Genomic DNA, 24,097 nt, shown 5'->3' on the forward strand with positions numbered 1-24,097 from the left:
AAACATCCGTTCTCTGAATACCAGATGCTTTACGCCAAGCAGATCAAAAAAATATAGTAGTGGGATAAGCTGTATTCTGCTCATCCCACAATTAAACCGTTTATTCCCCAGCGTTTTTCCAGTAATCTTCAAATTCTTGAATTAAACCTTCTCTATCAGAATTATCCGAAAGGTATTTTTGCATTGCAGCTCCCATTGAAGGCCAACCATCAGCAGGATAATATAAGTTCATCCATTCTAATGTGTAATTTCCTTCCATATAACTTAAAACTGATAGTGATAGTGAATCCTCTGGTTTTACTGTGAAATTATCAAAAACAGGTATAAATTTAAATTCATTTACATAATGTTCTTGCCCACTTTCAGAACTTACTAACCAGTTAAGAAACTCCTTAGCAGCTTCTTGTTGGTCTTCTGTAGATTGTGACGCATCGATTACCCAATATGAAGGTACTCCAACTGAAATTTCTTTATTTCCAAACTCAGATAAATCATTACTTATTGGTACAGGTAGGAACCCAAATTCCCCTTCAGGAGCAATTTCGTGTAATTGTGGGTAAGCCCAGTTACCCATAAACCATATTCCTGTTTTTCCATTTGCTAATGCTAATGCCCCATCATCATATTGAGCAGCTAAAGGTGCATTTTTATTCGAATTAAATTCTTTTATTAAATCAAATGTTGTTAACCAACCATTAAATACATCATTTTCAGATATGGAAACGTTGCCATCTAACATATCTTGCATAAATTGATGGCGCTCATCACGATCAGCTGATTGTGATGCAAATAAAGGATTTGTTAAATGAGCTCCTAAGGACCAATCCATCGGTGATACATGAATTGGGTCAACCCCTTCTAATGCATCTAACTGCTCTAATAAGCTTCTAAAGTCATCATGTGTTCTAACTGTTGTCGGATCAAAATCTCCATTTACAGCTTGATCAAGAATAGCTTTGTTATAGATAAAACCGAATGCCTCTACAGTAGTCGGTTGACCGAATACAGATCCATCAATAGTTACAAAATCCGTCATACCTTCTTGAACTGTTTCTACCCACGGTTGATCAGATAAATCTAGTAATCTATCTTTAAATACATCAAATTCCTGTGCCATCATCATAATTGTTGGCGCATTACCAGAAGAATAAAGCGATGTCATTCTTTCATATGCGTTTCCACCAGCTAATGGAATAATTGTTACTTTTATACCAGTTTCGCTTGAAAAGTCTGCAATAGCAGCTTCAAATTCTTGTGCAATCTCTGGTTTACCTAAAAAGATAGAAATTTCTTTTGCTTTACTTGTACTACCTTTAGTTTCCGAATCGTTTGGTGTTGATGATTTATCATCATTTCCACCACAAGCAGCTAATGCCAAAAGTGCAACTATTACTAAAAGTGATAAAAGTTTTTTCATTATAAATAATCCCCCTTGAATTTTTTCGGATTTTTGGAACCGGTTTCAATTAGTATGATACTATGAAAGCGCTTAATATGTCAAACGTTTTCATACAAATTTTTTATTTCTTTTGCTAAAATTTCATATTTTCAGTTTTTTGATCATTATCTTTCATCACTTAACTCAGAATAAGTATTTTGGGAATTTAATAGTTAATTTTTTTATTCAACAAATTTTTTTATCTTCATTTATAGTAAGGTTTTCATGTGGTTGTTATAATAAATATAGTAATGCCAGAAACGCTTACATTAATTTTTAAAAAAATATACGAACTTATTTAGAAATATGTACTCAAAGAAAGGAATTTCTACTAGTGGCTAATATAAAAGATGTTGCAGAGCGAGCAGGCGTTTCAGTTACTACTGTTTCACGAGTATTAAATAATCGTGGTTATATCGGTAAAGAAACGAGAAAAAAAGTTGAAGAAGCTATGGCGGAAATGAATTATTCTCCAAATCAAATTGCTAGAGCTCTTCAGAAAAGCCAATCCTATATATTAGGAATGATTGTTCCTGACTCGAATCACCCGTTTTTCTCAGAATTAATTAAATATGTAGAGATGTATGCAAATGAAAAAAATTATAAAATCCTCATTTGTAATTCACTAGACCAACCTGAAAAAGAAGCTCGTTACTTAAATATGTTAAGTGAAAACAGGGTTGATGGAATTATTATGTGCAGCCATACATTAGATGTGGATGCTTATAAGCAAGTAAGTTTTCCAATCGTAACTTTTGACCGCATAATTTCAAATCAATTTCCTTATGTTGCCTGCGATAACTTTCGAGGAGGCGAATTGGCTACAGAACACTTAATTGAATTAGGTTGTAAAAGTTTGTTACACATCTCTGGACCATTAAAGCTAGATTTACTAGCCAATCGTCGTGCAGATGCTTTTAAACTTAGTTGCATGAAGCACAATGTACATTATGAGGTTATTGAGGGATCAAATGATAATTTGACTTTTGAGTATTTTAATAACTTAATTAAAAATAAGATTTCAGAAAACCTCCCAAAATACGATGGTGTTTTTTGTAGTAATGACATTGTAGCTTATGCACTATATCTTTTCGCAACTGAAAATGGCATCAAAGTCCCTGAACAACTAAAAATAGTTGGGTACGATTATCATAGCTTCACAAGAATGTTGCAAACACCAAAGCTGACAACCATTTCTCAGCCAACAAATCGCTTAGGTAAAGTATTAAGTTCGACTATTATCAATATGATCGAAAACAAAGATAAAGATACAATCAATAATACCGTTGTTGATGTCAAACTTATTAAAGGACAAACTACTTGATTTCAAACGGGCATTAAAATTTTAAAAATCAATCTCTAAAATTTAAGAGATTGATTTTTTATATAATCAGAATTTATAAATTTCTAACTTGGAAACTGTCTAGCGCAAGCAGCCTACAAGCTCGGTCACTTCAGTCAAGTTACTGACTTCAATTACTGCTTGAGATCCTTCGTCGATTAGCTTCATGCAGCTTTGCTCCTGCGATTACTCGTCGCACGAAAAACAATTGCTCCTGCGATTACTCGTCGCACGAAACAATGCTTCGTGGAAGCCTACTTCGAAGCATTGCAGTTAGACGCAGAAGCACGCGGAAGCCAAAGATCCTTTCGCTCGTGACCAAGGCTCTTGCGCTTTTCTTGTTAATTTCCTTCAATAATTACGATTGTATTAGTCGGTATATGATTATAAAGCCATTGAATATCGGTATTATGCATACGAATACAGCCTTTACTTACATAACTACCTATTGAATTTGGGTTATTTGTACCATGAATACCGTATGTAGACCCATTCGTTCCCGGTACATCTAAGCCAAGCCAGTGGCTACCTAACGGGTTATTTGGGTCACCACCAGGAATGTCACTAGTGATATACCAAGGTTCAATTTTATTTACAATTTTAAATGTTCCTTCAGGTGTTAGAGAAGGACTTTTCCCAGTAGCAACCTGGAACCTCTTCACTTGTTTATTATCTTGGTAAACGATAAGTGTATTTTCGCCTTTATTAATTAAAATGCTGTATGATCGTTTGGACGGCTCCTTAATAACAGAAAAGTTTGGAATCGATAACACTAATCCAGGTTTTATATCTTTTGTTGGATCTATAATACTATTATACGTAGCAAGTCTATCCTGATATATAGATGCTTGATAATACTGCCTTGTAATGCTAAAGAGTGTTTCTCCTTGTTTCACTTCATGAAAGGCGAGGATCAGTGGGTCAGGAAGCTCTAGATGCATACCAACTTGAATATCAGTAGAAGGGCTAGTAATCCCATTAAAACTTGCCACCTTTGTTTTATAACTACTATCTAAATAATACTTCATCGTAATACTATACAATGTTTCTTTTGGTTGAACGACGTGACTGACTATCTTTTGAGCAACTGGTTTAACTATAGATGGCTCTTCTTCTGGTTGGATGTTACGATTTTGTTCCCTATTATTCGTTTCTAATATTGTTTCTGTTTTCATAACTGTACCATTGACAGTTTCTTTTTCTTCACTGTGATAAATATTTTGATTTTTAACACTCTGTTTAGGTGGTGTATCATTTACACTTTCTAGAAATACGGAAGCTTCAAGACTCATTTCGTTTAACTCATCAAGTGGTGCTTCTTCAATAGTATGAACATGGTCATCTTGACTTTTAGAAACGTCTTCAGCATCTTCTTTCTTTTCTATTAATACTGGCAGTTTGTAATTTGCTTTTATTGAAGTGATGAAATCACTTGTATAAACACCTAAAAAGTAAACGGAAATAACTATAGTAATAGCGGGAAAAATGAATGAATTCTTTTTTGGTCTTTTTCTTTTTTTCCGTGAAGTATATCCTCGATTAAATTGATCTTGCATTGGCTCCTGGCTTCTCCCTTCTCTTTTTTAAACTTTCGAAATCTCAACAATTATGTCATATTTAACCCACCATTTCTTTTGTTTTTGTCAAAATGGGACTGACAAAACAATAAAACACACCATAATCTCTAGTACTAGAGATTATCTTATTTTATAAAACTATGACTAATTCATTATTTATCTATTAAATTAGCAAGGACTATCGTCATAAAATTTTTTTTAGTTTTTTCCCCACTATTTTTGATTTAATAGGTATTAGAACTGAAGAGCATTTGAAATCCATCATTCAAACTGATATTGTTTTGTAAATTTTAGTTTCTCTCCAGTTGCATAATTAGAAAGCCTAGAGAGAACTCGTTCTAGCTTCGCTAGAACATCGGAAATTCAGATGGAGTCCCAACTCCACCTGAATGGAAGTTCCCACCTACGCTACGCTTAGAGGTGGGGGTCTATGACCCTTAAGCACAAAAAAATTTGATTAATTTTTACAAACTATAAGTCATTTCCCACCTAATTTTAAACTCCCTATTAAAATCTTGAATTTCATAACATTATTTTAGTTATTTTGGAAAAAATAGACGTAGTGATTAGTTTTTGGAGAGTGAAAACATGACGAATAGCAAATGGCCTCAAGTACCAGAGCCATATTGGCAAAATGATTTAGAGATTCCACATTTTAAAAGCTTAGAAACGGACATAAGTACAGATGTTACCATTGTAGGTGGAGGGATTACAGGGATTACAGCAGGCTATTTACTTAGTCTTAATGGGGTGAAAGTTACAATAATTGATGCTGGCAGAATTTTATCTGGAACAACCGGACATACAACTGCGAAAATAACAGCTCAACATGGACTGATATATGACGAACTAATCCAACATTTCGGAGTAGAACAAGCGAAGATGTATTACCAATCTAATGATGCAGCTCGGGCATTTATTAAAAATACAATTCAAACGCTAAATATAAACTGTAATCTCGAAGAACACAATGCCTACATATATACTAATACAAATAGTGAACTTATAAAGTTAGAAAAAGAAGCAAAAGCATATGAAAAGTTAAATATTTCAGGAAAACTAGTCGAAACAACGCCACTTCCCTTACCAATGATTAAAGCAATCTTAATGGAAGAGCAGGCCCAATTTCACCCATTAAAATACTTACTTCCTCTTGTTCAATCGATTATCGACAATGGTGGCGATATTTATGAACATACAACAGCTGTCGATGTAGAAACAGGAGTGTCTCCAAAAGTAATTACTCGTAATGGTAAAAAAATTACGAATAAACAGATAATCTCTTGTTCCCACTTTCCTTTCTATGACGGTGGTGGTTATTATTTTACAAGAATGTACGCTGAAAGGTCCTATGTCGTTGCTTTTAAAAATAATAAACCTTTTCCAGGGGGAATGTACTTAAGTTTGGAAACTCCGAAGCGCTCAGTCCGAAGTATGAACAACCTTCTTCTCATTGGTGGTGAAAGCCATAAAACCGGTCATGGTATTAATACAATGAAACACTATGAAGCTTTAGCTACCTTTGGTGAAAAAATCCTTGGAGTTTCAGACATTAAGTATCGGTGGTCAACACAAGACTTATATACGTTAGATAAAGTTCCATACATTGGTCACATTACATCTGAAAGTAAAAATATATTTATAGCTACTGGCTACCGCAAATGGGGCATGACAAATGGAACAGCGGCTGCGATGATACTAACCGATCTTATTATCAAAGGTACTCATCCATATGAAGATCTTTTTAGACCATCAAAGTTTAAGGCAGACCCTTCCATTAAAAAATTTGTTCAGCATAATACTGATGTGACTCTACAATTTATCAAAGGAAAAATTGATATTAAAAACAAGCACCCTGAAGAGGTTAAAACAGTGGAAGGAACTCATGTAAATATAAATGGTAAAAAATGTGGTGCTTACCGTGATGATAGTGGACATTTACACATTGTAGATTCATCATGTACTCATTTAGGATGTGAAGTGGAATGGAACGAAGGAGAAAAATCATGGGATTGTCCTTGTCACGGTTCGCGTTTCTCTATCAATGGGGATGTCATAGAAGGACCAGCGGATCAACCGTTAAAAAAGGTAAACGAAAACAGGACTACTTTATCCCAGTCTTAAGGGGTAGTAAGAGCCCCTCAAAACTTAAGAAAATCGAGAAGTATAGGTGGGAGATGAAGAAACCCCACTGATTGAAGGTCAGCTTTATAAAAGCTGTTATTTGGAGTATATTTCTACATTTTCCATTGTTAAACAATAATATATACACGCCCATAATTTGTTATTTAAAAAAATTAATTTTATTATAAAAAAATATAGAAATATCAGATAAATATGATATAGTATTACATGGCAAAAAACATTTTAGCGGTTTAAAGGAGGAAATTTACAACATGGGTCAAATTGACACAAACCGTGAACAGTGGGGGTCAAGGTTAGGTTTTATCTTGGCAGCAATGGGGTCAGCAGTTGGATTAGGAAATATTTGGAGGTTTTCATACGTTACGGGAGAAAATGGCGGAGCTGCATTTTTGCTTATATATTTCTTTTTCATTATTTTCATTGGTATCCCAATTGTTATGGCTGAGTTTACAATCGGTAAACGAGCTCAAAGTGATGTAGTAGGTTCTTTTGAAGAGTTAGCACCTGGTAAACCTTGGGTACTTGCTGGTTTTATGGGTGTAGCATCTGCTTTTATCATTTTATCTTTTTATGGAGTAATAGCTGGTTGGACAGTCAGATACTTCATTCATTATTTAACCGGTGGTATAACAGTTGAAAATGATGCTCAGTACGTTGATGTGTTTCTTAATTTTATTACGAATCCATTACAACCTCTATTATGGCAATTTCTTTTCATGGCTTTAACTATCGGAATTGTGTACGTAGGAGTAAAAAAAGGAATTGAGAAAACTAATAAGATTTTAATGCCACTATTAGCAATTCTCGTTATTATACTTGCTGGGTATAGTTTAACATTAGGTGGTGCGTCTGATGCTCTTTCATTTCTATTCACACCTGACTGGAGCAAGCTTTCCGACCCTAATGTTTACTTAGCAGCACTTGGACAAGCATTCTTCTCCTTAAGCTTAGGAATGGGAGCTTTAATTACGTACGGGAGTTACTTATCTAAAAAAGAAAAGTTACCAGGTGCCGCAGCTAGCGTAGCAGCCTTAGATACAGTATTTGCTTTAATTGCAGGGTTAATGATTTTCCCGGCAGTCTTTGCCTTCGGGATTCAACCTGACGAAGGACCAGGTCTTGTTTTTATCGCATTACCTAGTATTTTTGCTAATATGGCTTATGGTACGTTATTCGGCGGAGTCTTCTTTTTCTTATTATCAGCAGCGGCTCTTTCGTCAGCCGTCTCATTATTAGAAGTTGCAGTAGCATATTTCATTCGTAAGTTTAACTGGACAAGACAAAAAACTACTATTATTATCGGTGGAATTATCTTTTTAATTGGAGTACCTTCTTCACTAAGCCAAGGAAATTGGTCACATATTACATTCTTTGGGGCTGGTATTCTAGATAGTATGGACTTTATTGCATCAAATATTTTCCTCCCACTTGGCGGGTTATTAATCGCTTTATTCGTTGGTTGGGGTTGGAAAAAATCAGATGCTCTTGAGGCTTCTGATTTTGGTGATACATTGCTAGGTAATGCTTGGATCTTTATATTAAGGTATTTTGCACCTATCGCAATCTTCATAGTATTTTTAGCTTCAATCGGTGTATTTTAATCAAGTTCTCACAGAAGCCAATCAGATGCCTGATTGGCTTTTTACAGTATCACAATTTATAAATTTCTTACTTGGAAACTGTCTAGCTTAAGGCGCCTTTCGCTCGTGACCAAGGCGCTTGCACTTTTCTTGTTTATTTATATATTTTTATCAAATAATATTTTTTCTGAAATATTATTTGATAAAAATATATAAAGGACCAACAATCCAATTGTCAGCCCTCTATAATTAATATTAATTTTTTAATCCTTCAACAAACACTTTTACATTTTCTTTCATCATACCGATGTAATTTTCGGCACCGCTACCTTCTTCTCCAACTGCATCAGTATATACTTCACCAGCAATTGCAACACCTGTTTCATTAGAGATCATTTCCATATAACGTTTGTCAATTGTAGATTCTACAAATAAAGCTGGAACATTATTTTCTCTAACAAAATCACTTAAACGAGCATATTGTTGTGGTGTACCTTCTTCTAATGAATTAATATCCCAAATTCCTTCCGTATGGAACCCATAATCTTTACCGAAATATTTAAAAGCATTTTCACTTACAATAATAACTCGATGCTCAACTGGAATTTGCTCAACTTGCTCAACAATCCAATTATCAAGTTCTAGTAATTCAGCGATGTAAGCTTCCGCATTTTCACGGTAAGTCTGTTCTCCTTCAGGATCTCTTTTAATTAAATCTTCAACCAAATTTTCCACATAAATAATTACATTTTTTGGACTCAACCAAGCATGCGGATCAGCTTCATTATCATCAACCAACGGAATTTCTGTCACACCTTCAGACAGAGTAACAATATCTGTATCTGAAATATTTGAAATTACTTTTTCTAACCATTCTTCTAAATCAAGGCCATTTACGTAAAAAACAGATGAGTCGCTTATTCTACTAAAGTCTCCTGGGGTTGGCTCATATTCATGTGGCTCTTCTCCAACAGGAACAATATAATTAACTGTAGCACGTTCTTTAGTAACTTGCGAAATTATATCACCTAGAACAGAAAAGCTCGTTGTAATAAATAAACCATCTTCTTCTGACTTAGTCGTTTCTTCTGAACTACATCCAACAATTAATAAACCACACACAAAAATAAAACTTACGAATACTAAAAATTTCTTACTAAACATTTTTTCACTCCTTAAAAATTTTTATATAATAAAAAACGTAGTTAACAACAACAATCCAATCAACGCATAATAGACAGTTAGTGTTGAAGATATTCGTTTTGTAATTTTCATCTTTTCAACAAGCCTCCTTTTTCCTCAAACGAAATTTCTTTCCCTAAGGAAACATTTTCCCAAAATATATAACACTCAAGTATTTATACAAAAACTGTAAAATATTTAAGTGTTTATTTACTTATCTTAATTTATAGTGCTTATTATAAAATTGTGCATGTATCTTTTTTTTGCGTATAGATAAATAAGTTTCCTTAAGGAAAAACTTGTTTTTATTATAATAGATAGATAGTTTGTCTGTCTAGAATTATTCACAAAAATTTTTAAACTACTTTTATAGACAAGCAACTTAAAGCTCTGATAAGAATTTATAGTACGAAATATAAAATCGTATAGTAAATATTAAGCTCAACCTTTTCATTTTTGACGTGGTCCGATACGCTAACCTCATAGTTTCGTATTAAGAGAATAAAGCCTAAGTCCGATAACTTTTACTTTCCTAACAGGAAAAAAACACACTGACACTATCAAATTAAATAATGGTAAGGGTGTTTTATATTTCTGAGCGTTTCATTAACTTTTTCATAATTAATTAGCCTCCTTCTATTTGGTTAATTTACATTTATCTTAATTTTTTTGGGGTAAAAGACCCCCACTTCTAAGCGTAGGTGGGATTTTCCAATCAGGTGAAGTAGACTCTCCACCTGATATTACGATGTTTCAGCTTGCTGAAACGAGTTCACTATGCTCTTGTTGTGAATTTTTAGCAAATTTCTTCATGACGAATGAAAGCGTCAAACTATAACATTTCATTCATTAAATCTTAAAATAACACTTTTTTCTAACATTAACAACACCACAATGGTATTAAAGTGCATTTAAGTCTTCAATTAAGATTATATATTTTACTTCCTAATTGAATTTATTTTAGCTAATACCGAAAATAGATCCGGAGATTTTTTTCAAAATGGCTATTTTATCAGTGTAATAATAATTAGGGAGCTAACTTTTTTGTTGCTTACTTGCCAGTTTATTTGCTAGTATTATCTACATAATACTTAGGAGGCTAATATTTTATGATTCGAAATATAGACGAGAGGGTTGGCTACCAAATCGGTGTTGCTGCTCACCTTATCCAAAATACTTATAATCAAAAGCTATCAGAATATGATTTAACGGTTGCACAAGCAAAAGTACTTTATATGTTAGTAAACTATGGCGAACAACTACAATCTGAATTACAAAATCGTCTTTTTATTAAAGGGTCGACGATGAATGGAATCATTGACTCAATGTTGAAAAAGCAGTTAATAGAAAAGAATGATAGTAACACTGATCGACGTTCGAAAATTATTACCTTAACAGAAAAAGGAAAAATTCTTGAAGGAAAGTTATGGTCGAGTACCAAGGCTATGGAAGTCGAACTAATGAAAGGCTTTTCAAATGAAGAAGAGCAATTATTGTTGGCTTGGTTAAAGAGAATTACAGAAAATTTTAAAAAATAGGTAATGAACCAACAAGATTCATAAAAGGAGAATAATATAATGAAAGAAAAACTTCAGAGTGATCGCCTCGGAACTGAACCTATACCAAAGCTACTAAAGAATTTATCGGTTCCTGCAGTCATTGGCATGTTTGTTATGGCTCTTTATAATGTCGTAGACACTATCTTCATTTCTTACGCAGTAGGTATTTCTGCCGTAGCCGGATTAACTATATCATTTCCTGTACTAATGATTATTATGGCGATTTCAGCTGCAATTGGCGTGGGGGGAGCATCCGTTATATCTAGAAAGCTAGGCGCAAAAAAACTGGGAGAAGCTAATCAAGTCTTTGGAAATATACTAACAATGATCATTTTTATTAGTCTGATCGGCTTTATTGGTGGCTTTACCTTATTAAAGCCTACGCTAGTTTTGTTTGGTGCTACATCAGATATTCTTGGCTATGCATATGAATATATGTTTCCACTACTGCTTGGAACATTCTTCTTTTCATTTGGTTTTTCAACGAATAGTATTGTACGTTCTGAAGGAAATGCAAAATTTGCAATGAATTTAATGATTATTTCATCCGTACTAAATATTATTTTAGATGCTATTTTTATTTTAGGCTTTGGGATGGGGATTCGTGGTGCAGCATACGCTACACTTGTTTCACAAGCAGTAATAGCCATTATTACACTTCAATATTTTTTATCTGGAAAAAGCTCGCTTTCCATTATGGTCACTACTCTTAAACCGAAGTTCATAATAATGAAAGAAGTACTTTCTGTAGGCCTTCCTGCTTTTATGCAGCAAGCTGCTGGAAGTATTATGATGATTTCTATTAACGCAATGTTAATTCGTTTTGGTACTGAATTTCACGTAGGATTATTTGGAATTATTCAACGCATCTCAATGCTTATGTTAATGCCTCTTTTGGGTATTATGCAAGGAATGCAACCAATTATTGGCTATAACTTCGGTGCAAATAATTTTTCTCGTTTAAAACAAACCGTATTACTCGGTTTAAAGGTTGCTACTCTTTTAGCAACAGCTATATTTCTCATTATGATGATTTTCCCAAAATTATTTATAACCATATTCTCATCCGACCCTACGGTTATTGATTCTGGTACTGAGGCAATACGCATCTTATTTGCGGCTTCCTTCTTCATTGGGGTTCCTATTGTTTGCGGGGGGATCTTTCAAGCACTAGGGAAAGTAAAAGAAGCGTTAATCTTATCAATGTCTAGGCAATTTTTATTCTTAATACCATTAGTGTTGATATTGCCTCATTTTATCGGTGTAAATGGTGTTTGGATGGCATTCCCAATATCTGACGCGCTAGCATTTTTCTTATCAGGTTTTCTACTTTATCGAAACCGTAAGTTAATTCTTTGTGAAGATGAAATTCAAGAAGTAGTCCCCTTTGAAGGAGAGATTTCAACATCTGCTCAATGACAAGAAAAAGCGTCTTTATATTAATTTATGAATATCATATTACAAGATTCGATGACTAGTTACGTTAAACCGTTCGTAACAAATTATTGATTTTTGTGGCTCATTTTTGTAATTATAAATATATAGTCACTAATAAGAAAAAAGATTCGCTTTAATTTACTAACGGGTTCCGTTTGCTATCGCAAAAGCATAAATGGCAAAAGAAAGTGCAGCTAAAAACGTATAACTAATTGCACCGCATTTGCGGTGCTTTTTTGTATCGTAATATAAAAAAAATAGATCAATCATTAATTCGATTGAACATTCCATATTTTTGGGGCTGTTTTCGTATACTTTGTTGTAGGTACTTTTCCTCTTTTTCCCGCAGGAGTCAAGTGCTGCCTTCCGCTCCATTCCACTATAGTCCTGGAAATCCAATCACAACAACACTTGTGAAAACAGCCTAGTTTGAATATCTGATTGAATTATCGCCGCATTAGTCAGTGCAATCCTTCAGCAACTTTATGAAGGACACTTAGCACTCGTTTCAGCCTAGTTTTGGCCTTCATCGGCTTTATGAAGGACACCTAGCGTACATTTCAGCCTAGTTTTGGCCTTCAGCGGCTTTATGAAGGACACCTAGCATACATTTCAGCCTAGTTTTGGCCTTCACCGGCTTTATGAAGAACACTTAGCATGCGTTTCAGCCTAGTTTTGGTCTTCATCGGCTTTATGAAGGACACCTAGCATGCGTTTCAGCCTAGTTTTGGCCTTCATCGACTTTATGAAGGACACTTAGCATGCGTTTCAGCTTAGTTTTGGCCTTCAGCGGCTTTATGAAGGACACCTAGCATGCGTTTCAGCCTGATTTTGGCCTTCAGCGGCTTTATGAAGGACACCTAGCATGCGTTTCAGCCTAGTTTTGGCCTTCATCGACTTTATGAAGGACACTTAGCATGCATTTCAGCCTGATTTTGGCCTTCATCAGCTTTATGAAGGAACCTAGCATGCGTTTCAGCCTAGTTTTGGCCTTCATCAGCTTTATGAAGGAACCTAGCATGCGTTTCAGCCTGATTTTGNCCTTCATCAGCTTTATGAAGGACACTTGGCATGCGTTTCAGCCTAGTTTTGGCCTTCATCAGCTTTATGAAGGACACCTAGCATGCGTTTCAGCCTAGTTTTGGCCTTCAGCGGCTTTATGAAGGACACTTAGCATGCATTTCAGCCTGATTTTGTCCTTCATCAGCTTTATGAAGGAACCTAGCATGCGTTTCAGCCTAGTTTTGGCCTTCATCAGCTTTATGAAGGAACCTAGCATGCGTTTCAGCCTGATTTTGGCCTTCATCAGCTTTATGAAGGACACTTGGCATGCGTTTCAGCCTAGTTTTGGCCTTCATCAGCTTTATGAAGGACACCTAGCATGCGTTTCAGCCTAGTTTTGGCCTTCAGCGGCTTTATGTCTCCCCCGTCCGCCATTGGTACGACTATACACTCTGCATCAGGGAAAACTTTATGGATACCTTTTTTCATTGCTAACGCAGCATTTTTTGCCGTCATACTTTCTTTAAAAGAATCTGGCGCTAATACAATTTTACCCTTTTCTTTTAGTGACATGGTTACTAAATTAATTTTCGTTTAGCATGTGAAAACTTTTATCGCCTAACATGCTAAACTTTTGGAATTAGTGTAATACCTTATCTTACAAGGCAAGGACGTTTATTATCAAACTTCCAACCTGGAATTAAATATTGCATAGCAACTGAATCATCTCGAGCTCCTAATCCCATGTTGTTATAAAGATCATGAGCTTCAGCGATTTGTTCCATATCGATCTCAACACCTAATCCTGGCTTATCAGGAAGGGTGATATCACCATCAACAATTTTAAATGGTTCTTTCGTTAACCTCTCAGTACCTTCTTGCCAAATCCAATGTGTATCAATCGCTGTAATCTCAATAAAAAATAGAAGATTATTTATTTTAAAATTTAAATTTGCTAGCCAAAGTTAGGTTCGTACTTTGACTAGCTTTTGCCTTTTAAGCGCTAATCCAATATGCTATCCACCAGAAAGAGGGATAAGTAGCTCAATTTGATCGCCATCATTCAATAGTATAGACTGCTCACTTACAATCACTCTATTCACAACAATTAACACATCATCATCCCATTTTATACCTAAAGATTGAATGAATTCTCCAAGTGTGACTTCATGTTCAAGATGATAATCTCTGCTAATATTTTTTAAATATGGAATAAAGGAAATAACGTTAATAACCATTTGAATTCCCAACTTCCTTTGATGCAAATCCTTCTTTACAAATCATTTCTGTTTACTCCAATTGTATCAACCTCATATTGCGGAACATCAAAAACCGTTTTACTTGCTTTATTTTCTTCCACATAAAAATAATCTGGCAGTTTGTCATGCGCTTTTGTAAATCCAGCTCTACGATTAAATGCATGTTCAACCTTTAACGTTTCATTAGCAGTATTCACAATATCTTCACCGGAATACACTTCACCTGTATAGGCAGAAATTAACTCTGCTAATATATCCCAACGATTCTGTACTGCACCAGAACTAAACATACACATTCCTAAGTTATCCCAGATTGTATTTACTGTTTGAGCTTTTTTGGATACTTCCACTTGCCCCTCTGGTGAATGGTGATTAATTTGAGCACGAACGGTTTGACCTGCTGTATGATCAGCTCCCATTGGAGAAGTCGCAAAAGTAACCCCTAGACCTTTCACTGCTCTTGGATCATAAGCTGGCATCGTCTGGCCTTTAACCGTTGGAACATGAGGTTCTCCGTATAACTTCCCGATTACTTCAGCTCCACTCCCTATAATTCTACCTAATGGAGTACCATTTTTAATCTCTTTTAATGCAGAAACTGCTCCTTTGGCATCCCCAAAAGAAATAACATTTTGGGCCATTAATACACCTAATGCTCCACCAGTTTCAATCGTATCAATACCTAATTCATTACATAGGTGGTTCAGTTCAGCAATTTCATCAAGATTCGTAATATCAAGATTGGAACCTAATAAACCAATATTCTCGTATTCGATTGGACCAGTTATTCGCTTACCTGATTTATCGGCATAAACATTTGAACAACGAATAATACAACCTGGCATACAAGCATGTGTTGTTGATCCTTCGCCACCACGTTCGATAATCGTTTCACGAAGAGTTTCGCCAGTAATGTTTTTATAGCCTTCAATCGCTCCAGTCGAGAAATTCCTTGTAGGTAATGCTCCTAAAGTATTCGTCGTTTCCACTAATGAAGCCGTTCCAAGTTCAGGAAGTATTTTAGCAGTTCCAGGTGTTTCCATCAGCCAACTATGGTATTGCTTTAATGCTTTTCGAAAACTCTCTTTATTACTTGGTCTATTTTTTTTAACATCTGAAGCATCTAGAACAATTGCTTTGATCCCTTTTGATCCGGCTACTGCTCCTAGTCCACCTCTGCCATTAAATCTTGTAGGGTCACCATCCTTATCTTGCCCAGCAATAGCAGCTAAGTTCATTTTTTGTTCACCTGCAACTCCAATTAACCATACAGCGACATGTTTTCCATAAGTATCTCGTAACCAATTAGAAGCTACACTTAAATCTTTCCCAAGGATAGGTGTTGCATCTACAAACTTCACACCACTTTTGGAGATATGAATGATTTTAAAATCCTCACGCACATTTGAAAAAACTAAGGCTTTAATTCCTAATTTTCCAAGCATTAATCCTGAAATACCACCTGCATTACTCTCTTTAATTCCACCAGTTAGTGGACTTTTTGCTCCTACAGAATAGCGATCTGCACTAGAAGCACCTGAACCAGTCAATAAACCAGTCGCAAAAATTAGTTTATTTTCAGCTCCTAATGGATGACAAGTAGCCATGACTTCATCATGAATAATTTTGGAAGTAATAGCTCTACCTCCTAAACGTTTGTACTTACTTTCAGCCTCTTCATTGACAGACAAATTTCCCATATCAATTTTTACTATTTTCATTTTCATTCCTCCCTAAAATCGGAGTTTTTTAGTTTTAATCCTACCACTACGTTTTTGATTACTAGAATGTGAAAAAATACAGCCAAAATTATTTTGGCTGTATTTTAGCAAACTACTGCTTACTTTATTATATTAATACCTTTTCTTTTTCTGAACACTTTGGTTTCAATGAATTTGATTGAAAAAAAAAATTCAGCTGCTGTAATAACTGAAATCGTTTTTATCATAACATTTCTTAGATGTTTTGCCCCAGGTAAGTATTCCTTTGTTTTCCATAATTATCACATCTACTTTAGGATTACTTTCAACAGATTTTACTACTGACTTAGCTAGTCCAAATATTGAATCTTCATGAGGGACCCAAATAAAGCGTTTTCGGTAAATTTGTTTTGCTAATTCTAAACCTTTTTCTGAATCCCATAAACAATTAATCATATCTGGAAATGTATGGTCTATATGTTTAACTGGAAGAAACCCATGCAATAGCGTTTCAATAGATACTTGTGGGTGCCAAAAATCTATTCTACTTTTAGATAAATGTAATTCGAGTTCATCATCTGACATTTCATCACGTTCTAGTAATTTTTCAATCTCACTTAAATCTAACTCACTGAATTTCTCTTTCCCACTTTTGGTATTGTCTAACCCATTTATCCAGATGACCTCTAGATCACGACCACCAAATCCGATTTCTACAGTCTTCATCGAAGAACTACTTTTAGTATAATTACTAATGGTAGGATCAGAGTCTAGTAAATTAGAACGATAAAAAAGTTGAGACAAGCACCCATTTAACATTTGTATAATGTCCTGTTCTAGTAATTTGAAATCGATTGCAGAAGAATTGAAAAAATATAACTTTGTAAAATGATTTAATTTTACATCATTTGCGTTTCTTTGTAAACGCTTTTTAAAAAGTTATTTTAAATCGATTTCATTTTATTTTTTCATTTATCACTCTCATTTCTAACGATTGTTGGAATAATAAGATTCAGAAAACACTAGGAGCTAGTTGATCAAAAAAAACAACTATTTCTACCCGTATTTTTAGAGAAAAATGGAAAGGGATAATATTTACTCAATTACAAGCTACCCAAATTACTAGAAGAGCTCCCAGTTTTTTTAAACTATTTTCTAAAAACCTATTTCTTTTCAAGATATTTCAATGTTTACATTTGTACCACATGATTCTCTAATCATTAAATTATCTTTTAAAACAAATTTTTTCTTTTGAATACTTTCACCATTAATTATCTTTAATAATAATTCCATAGCTTTTATACCAATTTCATATTTAGGTTGGTCTATTGTAGTAATATTCGGCTCATATAAAGAAGACATTTTAATATTATCAAAGCCAACGATGGCTATATCTTTCGGAACCTCTAATCCACTATCCTTTACAGCTTTAATTGCCCCAATAGCCATTTCATCATTAAATGTAAAAACAGCAGTAGGCGGACTTTCCAATGCTAATAGTTTTAGCATTTGATTATATCCGGAATCGATACTGAAGTCACCTTCTTGAATATAAGCTGAATCAATCTCTAAATCATGACTTAGTAACGCTTGTTGATAACCTCTTAGTCGGTCACGGCTAAGCACGACATTAATTGGGCCTGTGATATGTCCAATCTTCTTGTGACCAAGCTTTAATAAGTGTTCAGTTGCTTTTCTAGCACTACTAACGTTATCAATAGATACAGTAGGAACATTTAACCCATCCATGTATTCACAGGCAAGTACCATTGGAAATTCATTAGAAATCGCTTCAAGTTTTTCTTTATCAATACGAGCGGTCAAGAGAATCATACCATCAACTTGTTTTTGATGAAGCAAATTAATATATTCTTCTTCCCTATTTATATTATTTTGTGTATCGCCTAGAATTACTTGGTAACCACTATTAATAGCAACATGCTCTATCCCTCGTAGTACTTCTGAAAAAAACGGGCTTGTAATATCTGGAACTACTACAAGTAAAATTTTAGTTGCCTTTGTTCTAAATTGTCTTGCAACAATATGAGGTCGATAATTTACTTTTTTGATAACCTCTAACACTCGCTCTCTTGTTTCTTTGCTAACCATATCTGGCTGGGTAAGAACTCGTGAGACAGTAGAAGGAGATACGTTTGCTAATTTTGCCACATCACTCATTTTCATAAAATTTATTCACCTACTTTCGTTCTAAGATGCAATATTTTGAACTGATTATTTAATATATATTTATTTCTTTTATTATATCTAAAATAAGCCTAACTCATAATTATTATTTTATACATTTTCAAGAAAACGATTTCATTAGTTTTTTTAAAAAAATCGTTTCTTTAATTATATATTACCATGAAAATGAAATAATTTCAGAGTTTTTTTAGTTTCTACCTAAAATTATTATGCTTTATGATGATATAAAAACGGATTTCAACTCATTTACCTATTATCGTTTTGATAAAGAAAAGGGATGTCTTATAGTAAGACATCGCCATAATCCTTATGCTTTGTTACTTGATTGAAATTCTCTCATTTTACTTTTAACAGTTGCCACGATTGCTTCTTTCCCAGGTGTTAAAATCGTTCATTAATTCCCAAATGGGAGATACTCATTTAGATATTATACTATTTTTTGAGATTCTTAAATCATTTTTTTTCAAAGTTAGTAAATTTCAAGAAAATACCTTTACTAGGTATTCCAATGCATAGGTTTCCATTGTTGTAATAAAAAGTAATGTTCAGATAAGAAAAGCTCTCTTACGATCATTGGTTATGCCCTCTTTTTCAAAACACAATAAACTTCCCTATGAGTTTTTCATTTAATCAGAGAGGCTATTATTTTTATCTTTATGCAAATCTTGATATCTTGTGATAAAAAATAGCCAGTGTGTTAGTTTTAAAAAACGAAACACACTGGTTATTCATTGAAAGAAACCGAGAATAAAGATTTAGTTCTGGATCTAATAAACAATACCCTTAAACTGTAACTTAACGTTAGTTAAAGTTTCTGCCTCAATTTGATCTTTGATCTTTTTTGCCTTAAATAGGGCATCCATCATCCCGTTTGCCTCAATTTTATATTCTTTATGTTGGTTGGTATTATGGGCTATATTGTAGAAAAAGATATATTGTTTCATAATAAAAATACCTCCTTCATGAATAAGTTTTTAATTATTATTCTCTTATCCTATAATCCTTATACCTTATGAAAATGTTTTTTCTTAACTTAATCTTATGTAATATTAATTATACTTTCCAGTATTTAGTCAGATAGCTTTTCAAACTTTTTGTGTATTAGAAAAAAGTAAGGTGTTTTACAAAGCTTTAAAACACCTTACTCACATTGCATCAAACATTTAACACATCATAAAAACAATTTCTTAAATACTCTTTTTCCAATCAGTCGCAAATTTCTCAAGTCCTTGATCCGTAAGTGGATGTTTTGATAACTGGTCTATTACAAAATATAGAATCGTCGCAATATGAGCATCCACCATCGTCACTCGTGTCTTCTGATTGTGCAGTTATATCCTCAGCAGAAACAGAGATCATAATTTGCGAAAAAGTTGAACAAGATGCTGGGAAGAGTTTGGGGTTTTTCTTTTGGAAAATAGTTATTCTCCTAGTATATACGGTGTGGATTATTTAACTAATAGTAGTTAGAGGGCCTTGAAAAATAATTAGTAATTGGTTACAGGTTACTACCAACTTTTAATAGAGTTTTGAAGTATTTCTTTATTTGTAAATATATATTAATAGAAAATTAATAAAAATATATCAGATTTTATTTATCTATTTTGTTCTTATTATCGTTACCTTCACCTTTAAAACTACCGATAATCTCAATCACTTCCTTAAAATCAGTTAGTAAACGATAAGGTTTTGTGATAACTCGAGCTGGCAAGGAACATAAGAAATGGTTTAAATTTTCTTTATATTCATTTGAGACTCTAGAAGGTTTAGTGACAATTCTTATACATATTGCTTTATAAAATTCCTTTTTTGGATCAATAATTATTTCAACACAGTTTTTACACATTAAACATTCTGTACGAATTATTTTTTCGTTAAGGTATGCAATTTCATGTGGAACTTCTTCATTACACTGAATACAATATAAATCCACTTCAATATGTGTTTTTTTCATTGACATTACACCTTCTTCAATAATTTGCTTTATATTCAAGATACAATATTTCACAAAACTCATAAGTTTAATTACAATATCTATACATGGCTCAGTATTATGTTATTATTCATAAGAAATAATAAACATTCTCTGCATACTAGTTATTTTTTACATTTTCCGACACTGAAAAAATGTTTACTATCTAACATACAAGACTTTTGTAATAGAGACAAATTATTATTCTTCCTATTTTAATTTAAAATAGGAAGAATTTAAAAAGAAAAAATAGGGATTTACCATACGGTCAACCCTTTAATATTTATTTAAATCTTTATAGCACTTCGATGTTTAAATTACATCACTAAAATTACTCTCCCAACCCATCTTTAATTACAGCTGTAATTCCACTTAAAGCTTCTACTTCATCCGTTCCCTTCACTTGAATGGTGATTTGGGCATCTTGTGGAATACCTAAAGACATGACACCCATGATTGACTTTAAATTGACTGTCTTGTCACTATATATTAATGAAATCTCTGAACTAAACTGATTTGCTGCATTTACTAATTGTGTAGCTGGCCTTGCATGAATCCCTGTTTCATCTGTAATTATAAAATTCTTTTCAACCATAGCCCTTTCCTCCTCTATTACATAAGCAATATTTTTTTGAAATCTAAAGTGATAGTACTCCAGTAAGTTTATACATTTCACCGTCAAATTCTTTTTCTTCCGATAATGCTTCCTGAATTGGCATATGAATAATCTTATTATCTTTCATTCCAATTGCCACTCCTGATTTACCTCCGATAAGGTATTCAACTGCTTTCGCTCCCATTCTACTAGCCAGCAATCTGTCAAATGCAGTTGGATTACCACCTCGTTGGATAAAACCTAATACAGTCACCCTCGCTTCTACGCCTATTCTAGTAAATATTTCTTTTTGTAATTCAAAAGCATTTCCTGTCCCTTCTGCTAGCATGATTATATTATGGAGTTTTCCTCTACTTTTTCCTTGAACTATTTTTTTACAAACATCATCTATATCAAAGGATTCTTCTGGCACCAAAATACTTTCTGCTCCACCAGCAAGTCCTGCATATAGTGCGATATCTCCACAATTTCTCCCCATTACTTCGATAATGGTTGCCTTTTCATGCGATGTTGATGTATCTCTTATCTTAGTTATTGCATCAAGGACAGTATTTACAGCAGTATCAAAGCCAACCGTATAATCAGTGTAAGCGAGATCATTATCAATTGTTCCAGGAATACCAATTGTATTAATACCATCTTGGCTTAGCTTTTCTGCTCCTTGAAAAGATCCGTCTCCTCCAATAACAATAAGACCCTCTATACCATAAACGTTTAAAACATTTATCGCTTGTTTTCTTCCAGCTTCAGTTTTAAACTGGTCACATCTCGCTGTTTTTAAAATAGTTCCACCTTTGTGGATAATATCTCCAACTGAAGATAACTCCATTTTCTCAATTTCACCATTGATTAGTCCTGCATACCCTCTTGATATTCCCATAACCTCTAATTGATTATAAATTCCAGCTCTTACTACAGCCCTAATAGCTGCATTCATACCAGGAGCATCTCCACCACTTGTCAACACACCAATTTTCTTCAAATCGGTCACTCCTTATCCTTTCTATTCTTGATATAATTGATCTAGAATAGAATCTGTCGCTTTCTCAAGTACTCCGAGTTCTGCTGCAAAATTCAAAAGTGTATATCGCTTTCTCGTAAATCTAGATAATAAGAATGCTTCTTTTAACAATTCTCGATCTATTTCGTAATCTAAAGGATACTTTGAAAGTCCAATTTTTTCTAACCACTCCTCGACTTCTTCTGGTTTTGGTGCAATTTTTAGTATGGATTCTTTTATTTGCTTGCTATTTTCTAGTGCTTGGAATTCATTCGTTTCAAGTACGTACTGATACAGTAAACTTGCATAAAAGCACCCCACTGCTACTGCTGTACCATGAAAAATTGGTTTTTTTCCTTGCTTTATGAAGCTAGATTCAAAATAGTGAGCTAGTAAATGCTCTGTTCCAGAAGCTGGGCGCGAATCACCAACAATAGAAATTGCCAAACCCGATAAGATTAAAGCTTCCATTAATGAGCGAATTCCTTGTTCCTCTCTATTAATAATGTTCTCTACATTTTCAATACATAGATTGGTCGAATTTCCGATTAGATTAGCTGCATACTCACAAAAGTATTCATCAGTCATATTAACAGACAATACCCAATCACTCATCGAGATTTTTTTTCCGATGATATCTCCAAATCCAGCTTGAACTAATTCTATCGGCGCTTCTTTTATAACATTAATATCACCTATGATTACCGTAGCTGCTACACCTGAAAATGTTGTTTTTCGGTTGTTTTTGATTAAAGAAGAAACTCCTGATGCATATCCATCCATGGAAGGTGCTGTAGGTATAGAAATAAAAGGAACACCTAATCTAGCGACAACCATCCTAACTAAATCAGTGATTGTTCCTGATCCTACAGCAATCATCCCATCTAGTTTTTCTGTTATACTCATCATAATGGTACCAACGGCTTTTTCATTTGGAATCACCTTCTTATCCTCAAAAACTAGTCGTTGTACGTTATAATCAGCTTCGAGCAAACTGTCAAAGACTAGGGAACCTTGAACTTCATCGGTATTTACATCTGAAACAACCATTATATTTTTCCCACTAAAATATGAAGAACATGCTTGAGCGATATTTTGCATAGTAAAATCTAAATCGATACCTTTAAGTGGAATAAAATGATGTTTTCCACATTGACAAAGTATTTCTTTATTAATAATAGCCTCTATTTTATCCATGATTTCACCCTCATTTCTAAACTCCTAACGAACGTACTTTGAGGTTTCTCAATAATTTACAATTAGTTTACCAAGGTCTTTTACAGATCCTAAAACATAATCTGCTTGTATGGTAGAGTCTTCGTACATCTGAAGTGTTGTTTCTCCTGTTAGCACTAAAAAAGTTGTTATACCAGCATCCACACCCATTTTAATATCGGTATACAAACGATCTCCTACCATTGCAATTTCATCCTTTTGTAAACCATACTTTTTCGTTATTACCTCAATGTTAAATACATTGGGCTTTCCAATAATTTGAGGTCGCTTGCCAGTAGCAGCTTCAAACATTGATATCATGGCCCCTGCATCTGGCATTGATTGCCCATTACTTAGTGGGCAAGTAAGGTCTGGATGTGTCGCAATAAACGGAACACCCTCTCTTATAAAATCACAAGCTACCAAAATTTTTTCATAGGTTAAGGTCGTATCAAATCCTAATACGAAAAAGTCTGGTTTATCATCTCTACTTTTAACTAAAGTAAACCCAGCTTTATTAAATTCTTCTTCTAAAAAAGGTGTTCCTAAAAGAAAGACTTTCGCATCTTTCTTTAAATTTTTAATATACCAAGAAGTGGCTTCACCAGAAGTAAATACTTGGTCCTCATCAATGATCAATCCTAAATTTGCTAGTTTTTCTTGATAGGCCTTTTTATTTTCAGAAGAATTATTCGTTAAAAAAATATACTGTTTTTGATTAAGCTCTAGATTTTGTAAAAAATCTAGAGCCCCATCAATTAAATGATTGTCTAAGTAAATAGTTCCGTCCATATCTAGTAGAAAGCATTTAATATTTTTTATCTCTTTCATAAACCTTCTCCTACTAAATGTATTTTTAAGTATGAAA

The 24,097-nt window shown here is 33.9% G+C and carries 19 protein-coding genes and 3 pseudogenes; 5 read left to right on the plus strand and 17 right to left on the minus strand.

Annotated features, from left to right (window positions below):
* Positions 1-100: 100 nt before the first annotated feature.
* Complete coding sequence (locus BKP37_RS14045; RefSeq protein WP_084034720.1) at positions 101-1,417, minus strand: ABC transporter substrate-binding protein; 1,317 nt, start codon at positions 1,415-1,417, stop codon at positions 101-103.
* 355 nt (positions 1,418-1,772) lie between these two features.
* On the opposite strand from BKP37_RS14045, the gene BKP37_RS14050 reads away from it, so the two are divergent.
* A complete protein-coding gene (locus tag BKP37_RS14050; protein ID WP_071310231.1) occupies positions 1,773-2,762 on the plus strand; it encodes a LacI family DNA-binding transcriptional regulator in 990 nt (329 codons plus the stop codon).
* 359 nt (positions 2,763-3,121) lie between these two features.
* Here the strand turns inward: BKP37_RS14050 and BKP37_RS19725 are convergent, their stop codons facing one another.
* Positions 3,122-4,336: a L,D-transpeptidase family protein gene (locus tag BKP37_RS19725; RefSeq protein WP_071310232.1), complete on the minus strand. Its 1,215-nt coding sequence runs from the start codon at positions 4,334-4,336 to the stop codon at positions 3,122-3,124.
* 609 nt (positions 4,337-4,945) lie between these two features.
* On the opposite strand from BKP37_RS19725, the gene BKP37_RS14060 reads away from it, so the two are divergent.
* Positions 4,946-6,481: an FAD-dependent oxidoreductase gene (locus tag BKP37_RS14060; protein ID WP_071310233.1), complete on the plus strand. Its 1,536-nt coding sequence runs from the start codon at positions 4,946-4,948 to the stop codon at positions 6,479-6,481.
* Positions 6,482-6,753: 272 nt separating this feature from the next.
* Positions 6,754-8,103, plus strand: a complete 1,350-nt coding sequence (locus BKP37_RS14065; protein WP_071310234.1) for a sodium-dependent transporter — start codon at positions 6,754-6,756, stop codon at positions 8,101-8,103.
* A gap of 234 nt (positions 8,104-8,337) precedes the next feature.
* Here the strand turns inward: BKP37_RS14065 and BKP37_RS14070 are convergent, their stop codons facing one another.
* Positions 8,338-9,246, minus strand: a complete 909-nt coding sequence (locus tag BKP37_RS14070; RefSeq protein WP_071310235.1) for a metal ABC transporter substrate-binding protein — start codon at positions 9,244-9,246, stop codon at positions 8,338-8,340.
* A gap of 1,127 nt (positions 9,247-10,373) precedes the next feature.
* Between BKP37_RS14070 and BKP37_RS14075 the strand changes: the two genes are divergently transcribed.
* On the plus strand, positions 10,374-10,802 hold the full coding sequence (locus BKP37_RS14075) for a MarR family winged helix-turn-helix transcriptional regulator (protein WP_071310236.1): 429 nt from the start codon (positions 10,374-10,376) through the stop codon (positions 10,800-10,802).
* A gap of 39 nt (positions 10,803-10,841) precedes the next feature.
* The gene (locus BKP37_RS14080) at positions 10,842-12,242 is read left to right on the plus strand and encodes an MATE family efflux transporter (protein ID WP_071310237.1); all 1,401 of its coding nucleotides are present in this window, start codon (positions 10,842-10,844) and stop codon (positions 12,240-12,242) included.
* 159 nt (positions 12,243-12,401) lie between these two features.
* On the opposite strand, the gene BKP37_RS14085 is transcribed toward BKP37_RS14080, so the two are convergent.
* The 14 genes and pseudogenes from BKP37_RS14085 to BKP37_RS14135 all read right to left on the minus strand — a co-directional run bounded on the left by BKP37_RS14085 (position 12,402) and on the right by BKP37_RS14135 (position 24,060).
* Positions 12,402-12,635 (minus strand): hypothetical protein, encoded by a 234-nt coding sequence (locus tag BKP37_RS14085; protein WP_139193137.1) that lies wholly within the window; start codon positions 12,633-12,635, stop codon positions 12,402-12,404.
* A 1,044-nt stretch (positions 12,636-13,679) separates the two neighbouring features.
* Positions 13,680-13,835 (minus strand): annotated as a pseudogene (locus BKP37_RS14090) (glycerate kinase); the annotation flags it as partial.
* Between the two features lie 80 nt (positions 13,836-13,915).
* Positions 13,916-14,173 (minus strand): annotated as a pseudogene (locus tag BKP37_RS19375) (enolase C-terminal domain-like protein); the annotation flags it as partial.
* A 105-nt stretch (positions 14,174-14,278) separates the two neighbouring features.
* The gene (locus BKP37_RS14095; RefSeq protein WP_071310240.1) at positions 14,279-14,500 is read right to left on the minus strand and encodes a MoaD/ThiS family protein; all 222 of its coding nucleotides are present in this window, start codon (positions 14,498-14,500) and stop codon (positions 14,279-14,281) included.
* Positions 14,501-14,535: 35 nt separating this feature from the next.
* Entirely contained in the window at positions 14,536-16,242 is a 1,707-nt protein-coding gene (locus BKP37_RS14100) for an aldehyde ferredoxin oxidoreductase C-terminal domain-containing protein (RefSeq protein WP_071310241.1), read from the minus strand.
* Between the two features lie 192 nt (positions 16,243-16,434).
* Positions 16,435-16,947 carry a class II aldolase/adducin family protein gene (locus BKP37_RS14105; protein ID WP_169823149.1) on the minus strand — a complete coding sequence of 171 codons (513 nt, stop codon included), beginning with the start codon at positions 16,945-16,947 and terminating at the stop codon, positions 16,435-16,437.
* A 447-nt stretch (positions 16,948-17,394) separates the two neighbouring features.
* Entirely contained in the window at positions 17,395-18,405 is a 1,011-nt protein-coding gene (locus tag BKP37_RS14110; RefSeq protein ID WP_071310243.1) for a LacI family DNA-binding transcriptional regulator, read from the minus strand.
* 788 nt (positions 18,406-19,193) lie between these two features.
* Positions 19,194-19,370 (minus strand): hypothetical protein, encoded by a 177-nt coding sequence (locus BKP37_RS20185; RefSeq protein WP_169823150.1) that lies wholly within the window; start codon positions 19,368-19,370, stop codon positions 19,194-19,196.
* A gap of 243 nt (positions 19,371-19,613) precedes the next feature.
* Positions 19,614-19,742 (minus strand): annotated as a pseudogene (locus tag BKP37_RS21040) (fructose-6-phosphate aldolase); the annotation flags it as partial.
* A gap of 275 nt (positions 19,743-20,017) precedes the next feature.
* Complete coding sequence (locus tag BKP37_RS14115; protein WP_071310244.1) at positions 20,018-20,380, minus strand: hypothetical protein; 363 nt, start codon at positions 20,378-20,380, stop codon at positions 20,018-20,020.
* Between the two features lie 349 nt (positions 20,381-20,729).
* The gene (locus BKP37_RS14120; RefSeq protein ID WP_071310245.1) at positions 20,730-20,993 is read right to left on the minus strand and encodes a phosphocarrier protein HPr; all 264 of its coding nucleotides are present in this window, start codon (positions 20,991-20,993) and stop codon (positions 20,730-20,732) included.
* 43 nt (positions 20,994-21,036) lie between these two features.
* The gene (gene pfkA, locus BKP37_RS14125; RefSeq protein ID WP_071310246.1) at positions 21,037-21,996 is read right to left on the minus strand and encodes a 6-phosphofructokinase; all 960 of its coding nucleotides are present in this window, start codon (positions 21,994-21,996) and stop codon (positions 21,037-21,039) included.
* Positions 21,997-22,017: 21 nt separating this feature from the next.
* Positions 22,018-23,211 (minus strand): sn-glycerol-1-phosphate dehydrogenase, encoded by a 1,194-nt coding sequence (locus BKP37_RS14130; protein WP_071310247.1) that lies wholly within the window; start codon positions 23,209-23,211, stop codon positions 22,018-22,020.
* 48 nt (positions 23,212-23,259) lie between these two features.
* A complete protein-coding gene (locus tag BKP37_RS14135; protein WP_071310248.1) occupies positions 23,260-24,060 on the minus strand; it encodes an HAD-IIA family hydrolase in 801 nt (266 codons plus the stop codon).
* Between the last annotated feature and the right edge of the window lie 37 nt (positions 24,061-24,097).

The sequence above is a fragment of the Anaerobacillus alkalilacustris genome (assembly GCF_001866005.1).
GTDB classification, from domain to species: domain Bacteria; phylum Bacillota; class Bacilli; order Bacillales; family Anaerobacillaceae; genus Anaerobacillus; species Anaerobacillus alkalilacustris.

Bases quoted from the DNA above. Each gene is read 5' to 3' on its own strand.
- BKP37_RS14045 (WP_084034720.1), bottom strand. From the start codon at position 1,417: ATGAAAAAACTTTTATCACTTTTAGTAATAGTTGCACTTTTGGCATTA.
- BKP37_RS19725 (WP_071310232.1), bottom strand. From the start codon at position 4,336: ATGCAAGATCAATTTAATCGAGGATATACTTCACGGAAAAAAAGAAAA.
- BKP37_RS14060 (WP_071310233.1), top strand. From the start codon at position 4,946: ATGACGAATAGCAAATGGCCTCAAGTACCAGAGCCATATTGGCAAAAT.
- BKP37_RS14065 (WP_071310234.1), top strand. From the start codon at position 6,754: ATGGGTCAAATTGACACAAACCGTGAACAGTGGGGGTCAAGGTTAGGT.
- BKP37_RS14070 (WP_071310235.1), bottom strand. From the start codon at position 9,246: ATGTTTAGTAAGAAATTTTTAGTATTCGTAAGTTTTATTTTTGTGTGT.
- BKP37_RS14075 (WP_071310236.1), top strand. From the start codon at position 10,374: ATGATTCGAAATATAGACGAGAGGGTTGGCTACCAAATCGGTGTTGCT.
- BKP37_RS14080 (WP_071310237.1), top strand. From the start codon at position 10,842: ATGAAAGAAAAACTTCAGAGTGATCGCCTCGGAACTGAACCTATACCA.
- BKP37_RS14085 (WP_139193137.1), bottom strand. From the start codon at position 12,635: ATGGAGCGGAAGGCAGCACTTGACTCCTGCGGGAAAAAGAGGAAAAGT.
- BKP37_RS14095 (WP_071310240.1), bottom strand. From the start codon at position 14,500: ATGGTTATTAACGTTATTTCCTTTATTCCATATTTAAAAAATATTAGC.
- BKP37_RS14100 (WP_071310241.1), bottom strand. From the start codon at position 16,242: ATGAAAATAGTAAAAATTGATATGGGAAATTTGTCTGTCAATGAAGAG.
- BKP37_RS14105 (WP_169823149.1), bottom strand. From the start codon at position 16,947: ATGAAGACTGTAGAAATCGGATTTGGTGGTCGTGATCTAGAGGTCATC.
- BKP37_RS14110 (WP_071310243.1), bottom strand. From the start codon at position 18,405: ATGAAAATGAGTGATGTGGCAAAATTAGCAAACGTATCTCCTTCTACT.
- BKP37_RS20185 (WP_169823150.1), bottom strand. From the start codon at position 19,370: ATGAAACAATATATCTTTTTCTACAATATAGCCCATAATACCAACCAA.
- BKP37_RS14115 (WP_071310244.1), bottom strand. From the start codon at position 20,380: ATGAAAAAAACACATATTGAAGTGGATTTATATTGTATTCAGTGTAAT.
- BKP37_RS14120 (WP_071310245.1), bottom strand. From the start codon at position 20,993: ATGGTTGAAAAGAATTTTATAATTACAGATGAAACAGGGATTCATGCA.
- BKP37_RS14130 (WP_071310247.1), bottom strand. From the start codon at position 23,211: ATGGATAAAATAGAGGCTATTATTAATAAAGAAATACTTTGTCAATGT.
- BKP37_RS14135 (WP_071310248.1), bottom strand. From the start codon at position 24,060: ATGAAAGAGATAAAAAATATTAAATGCTTTCTACTAGATATGGACGGA.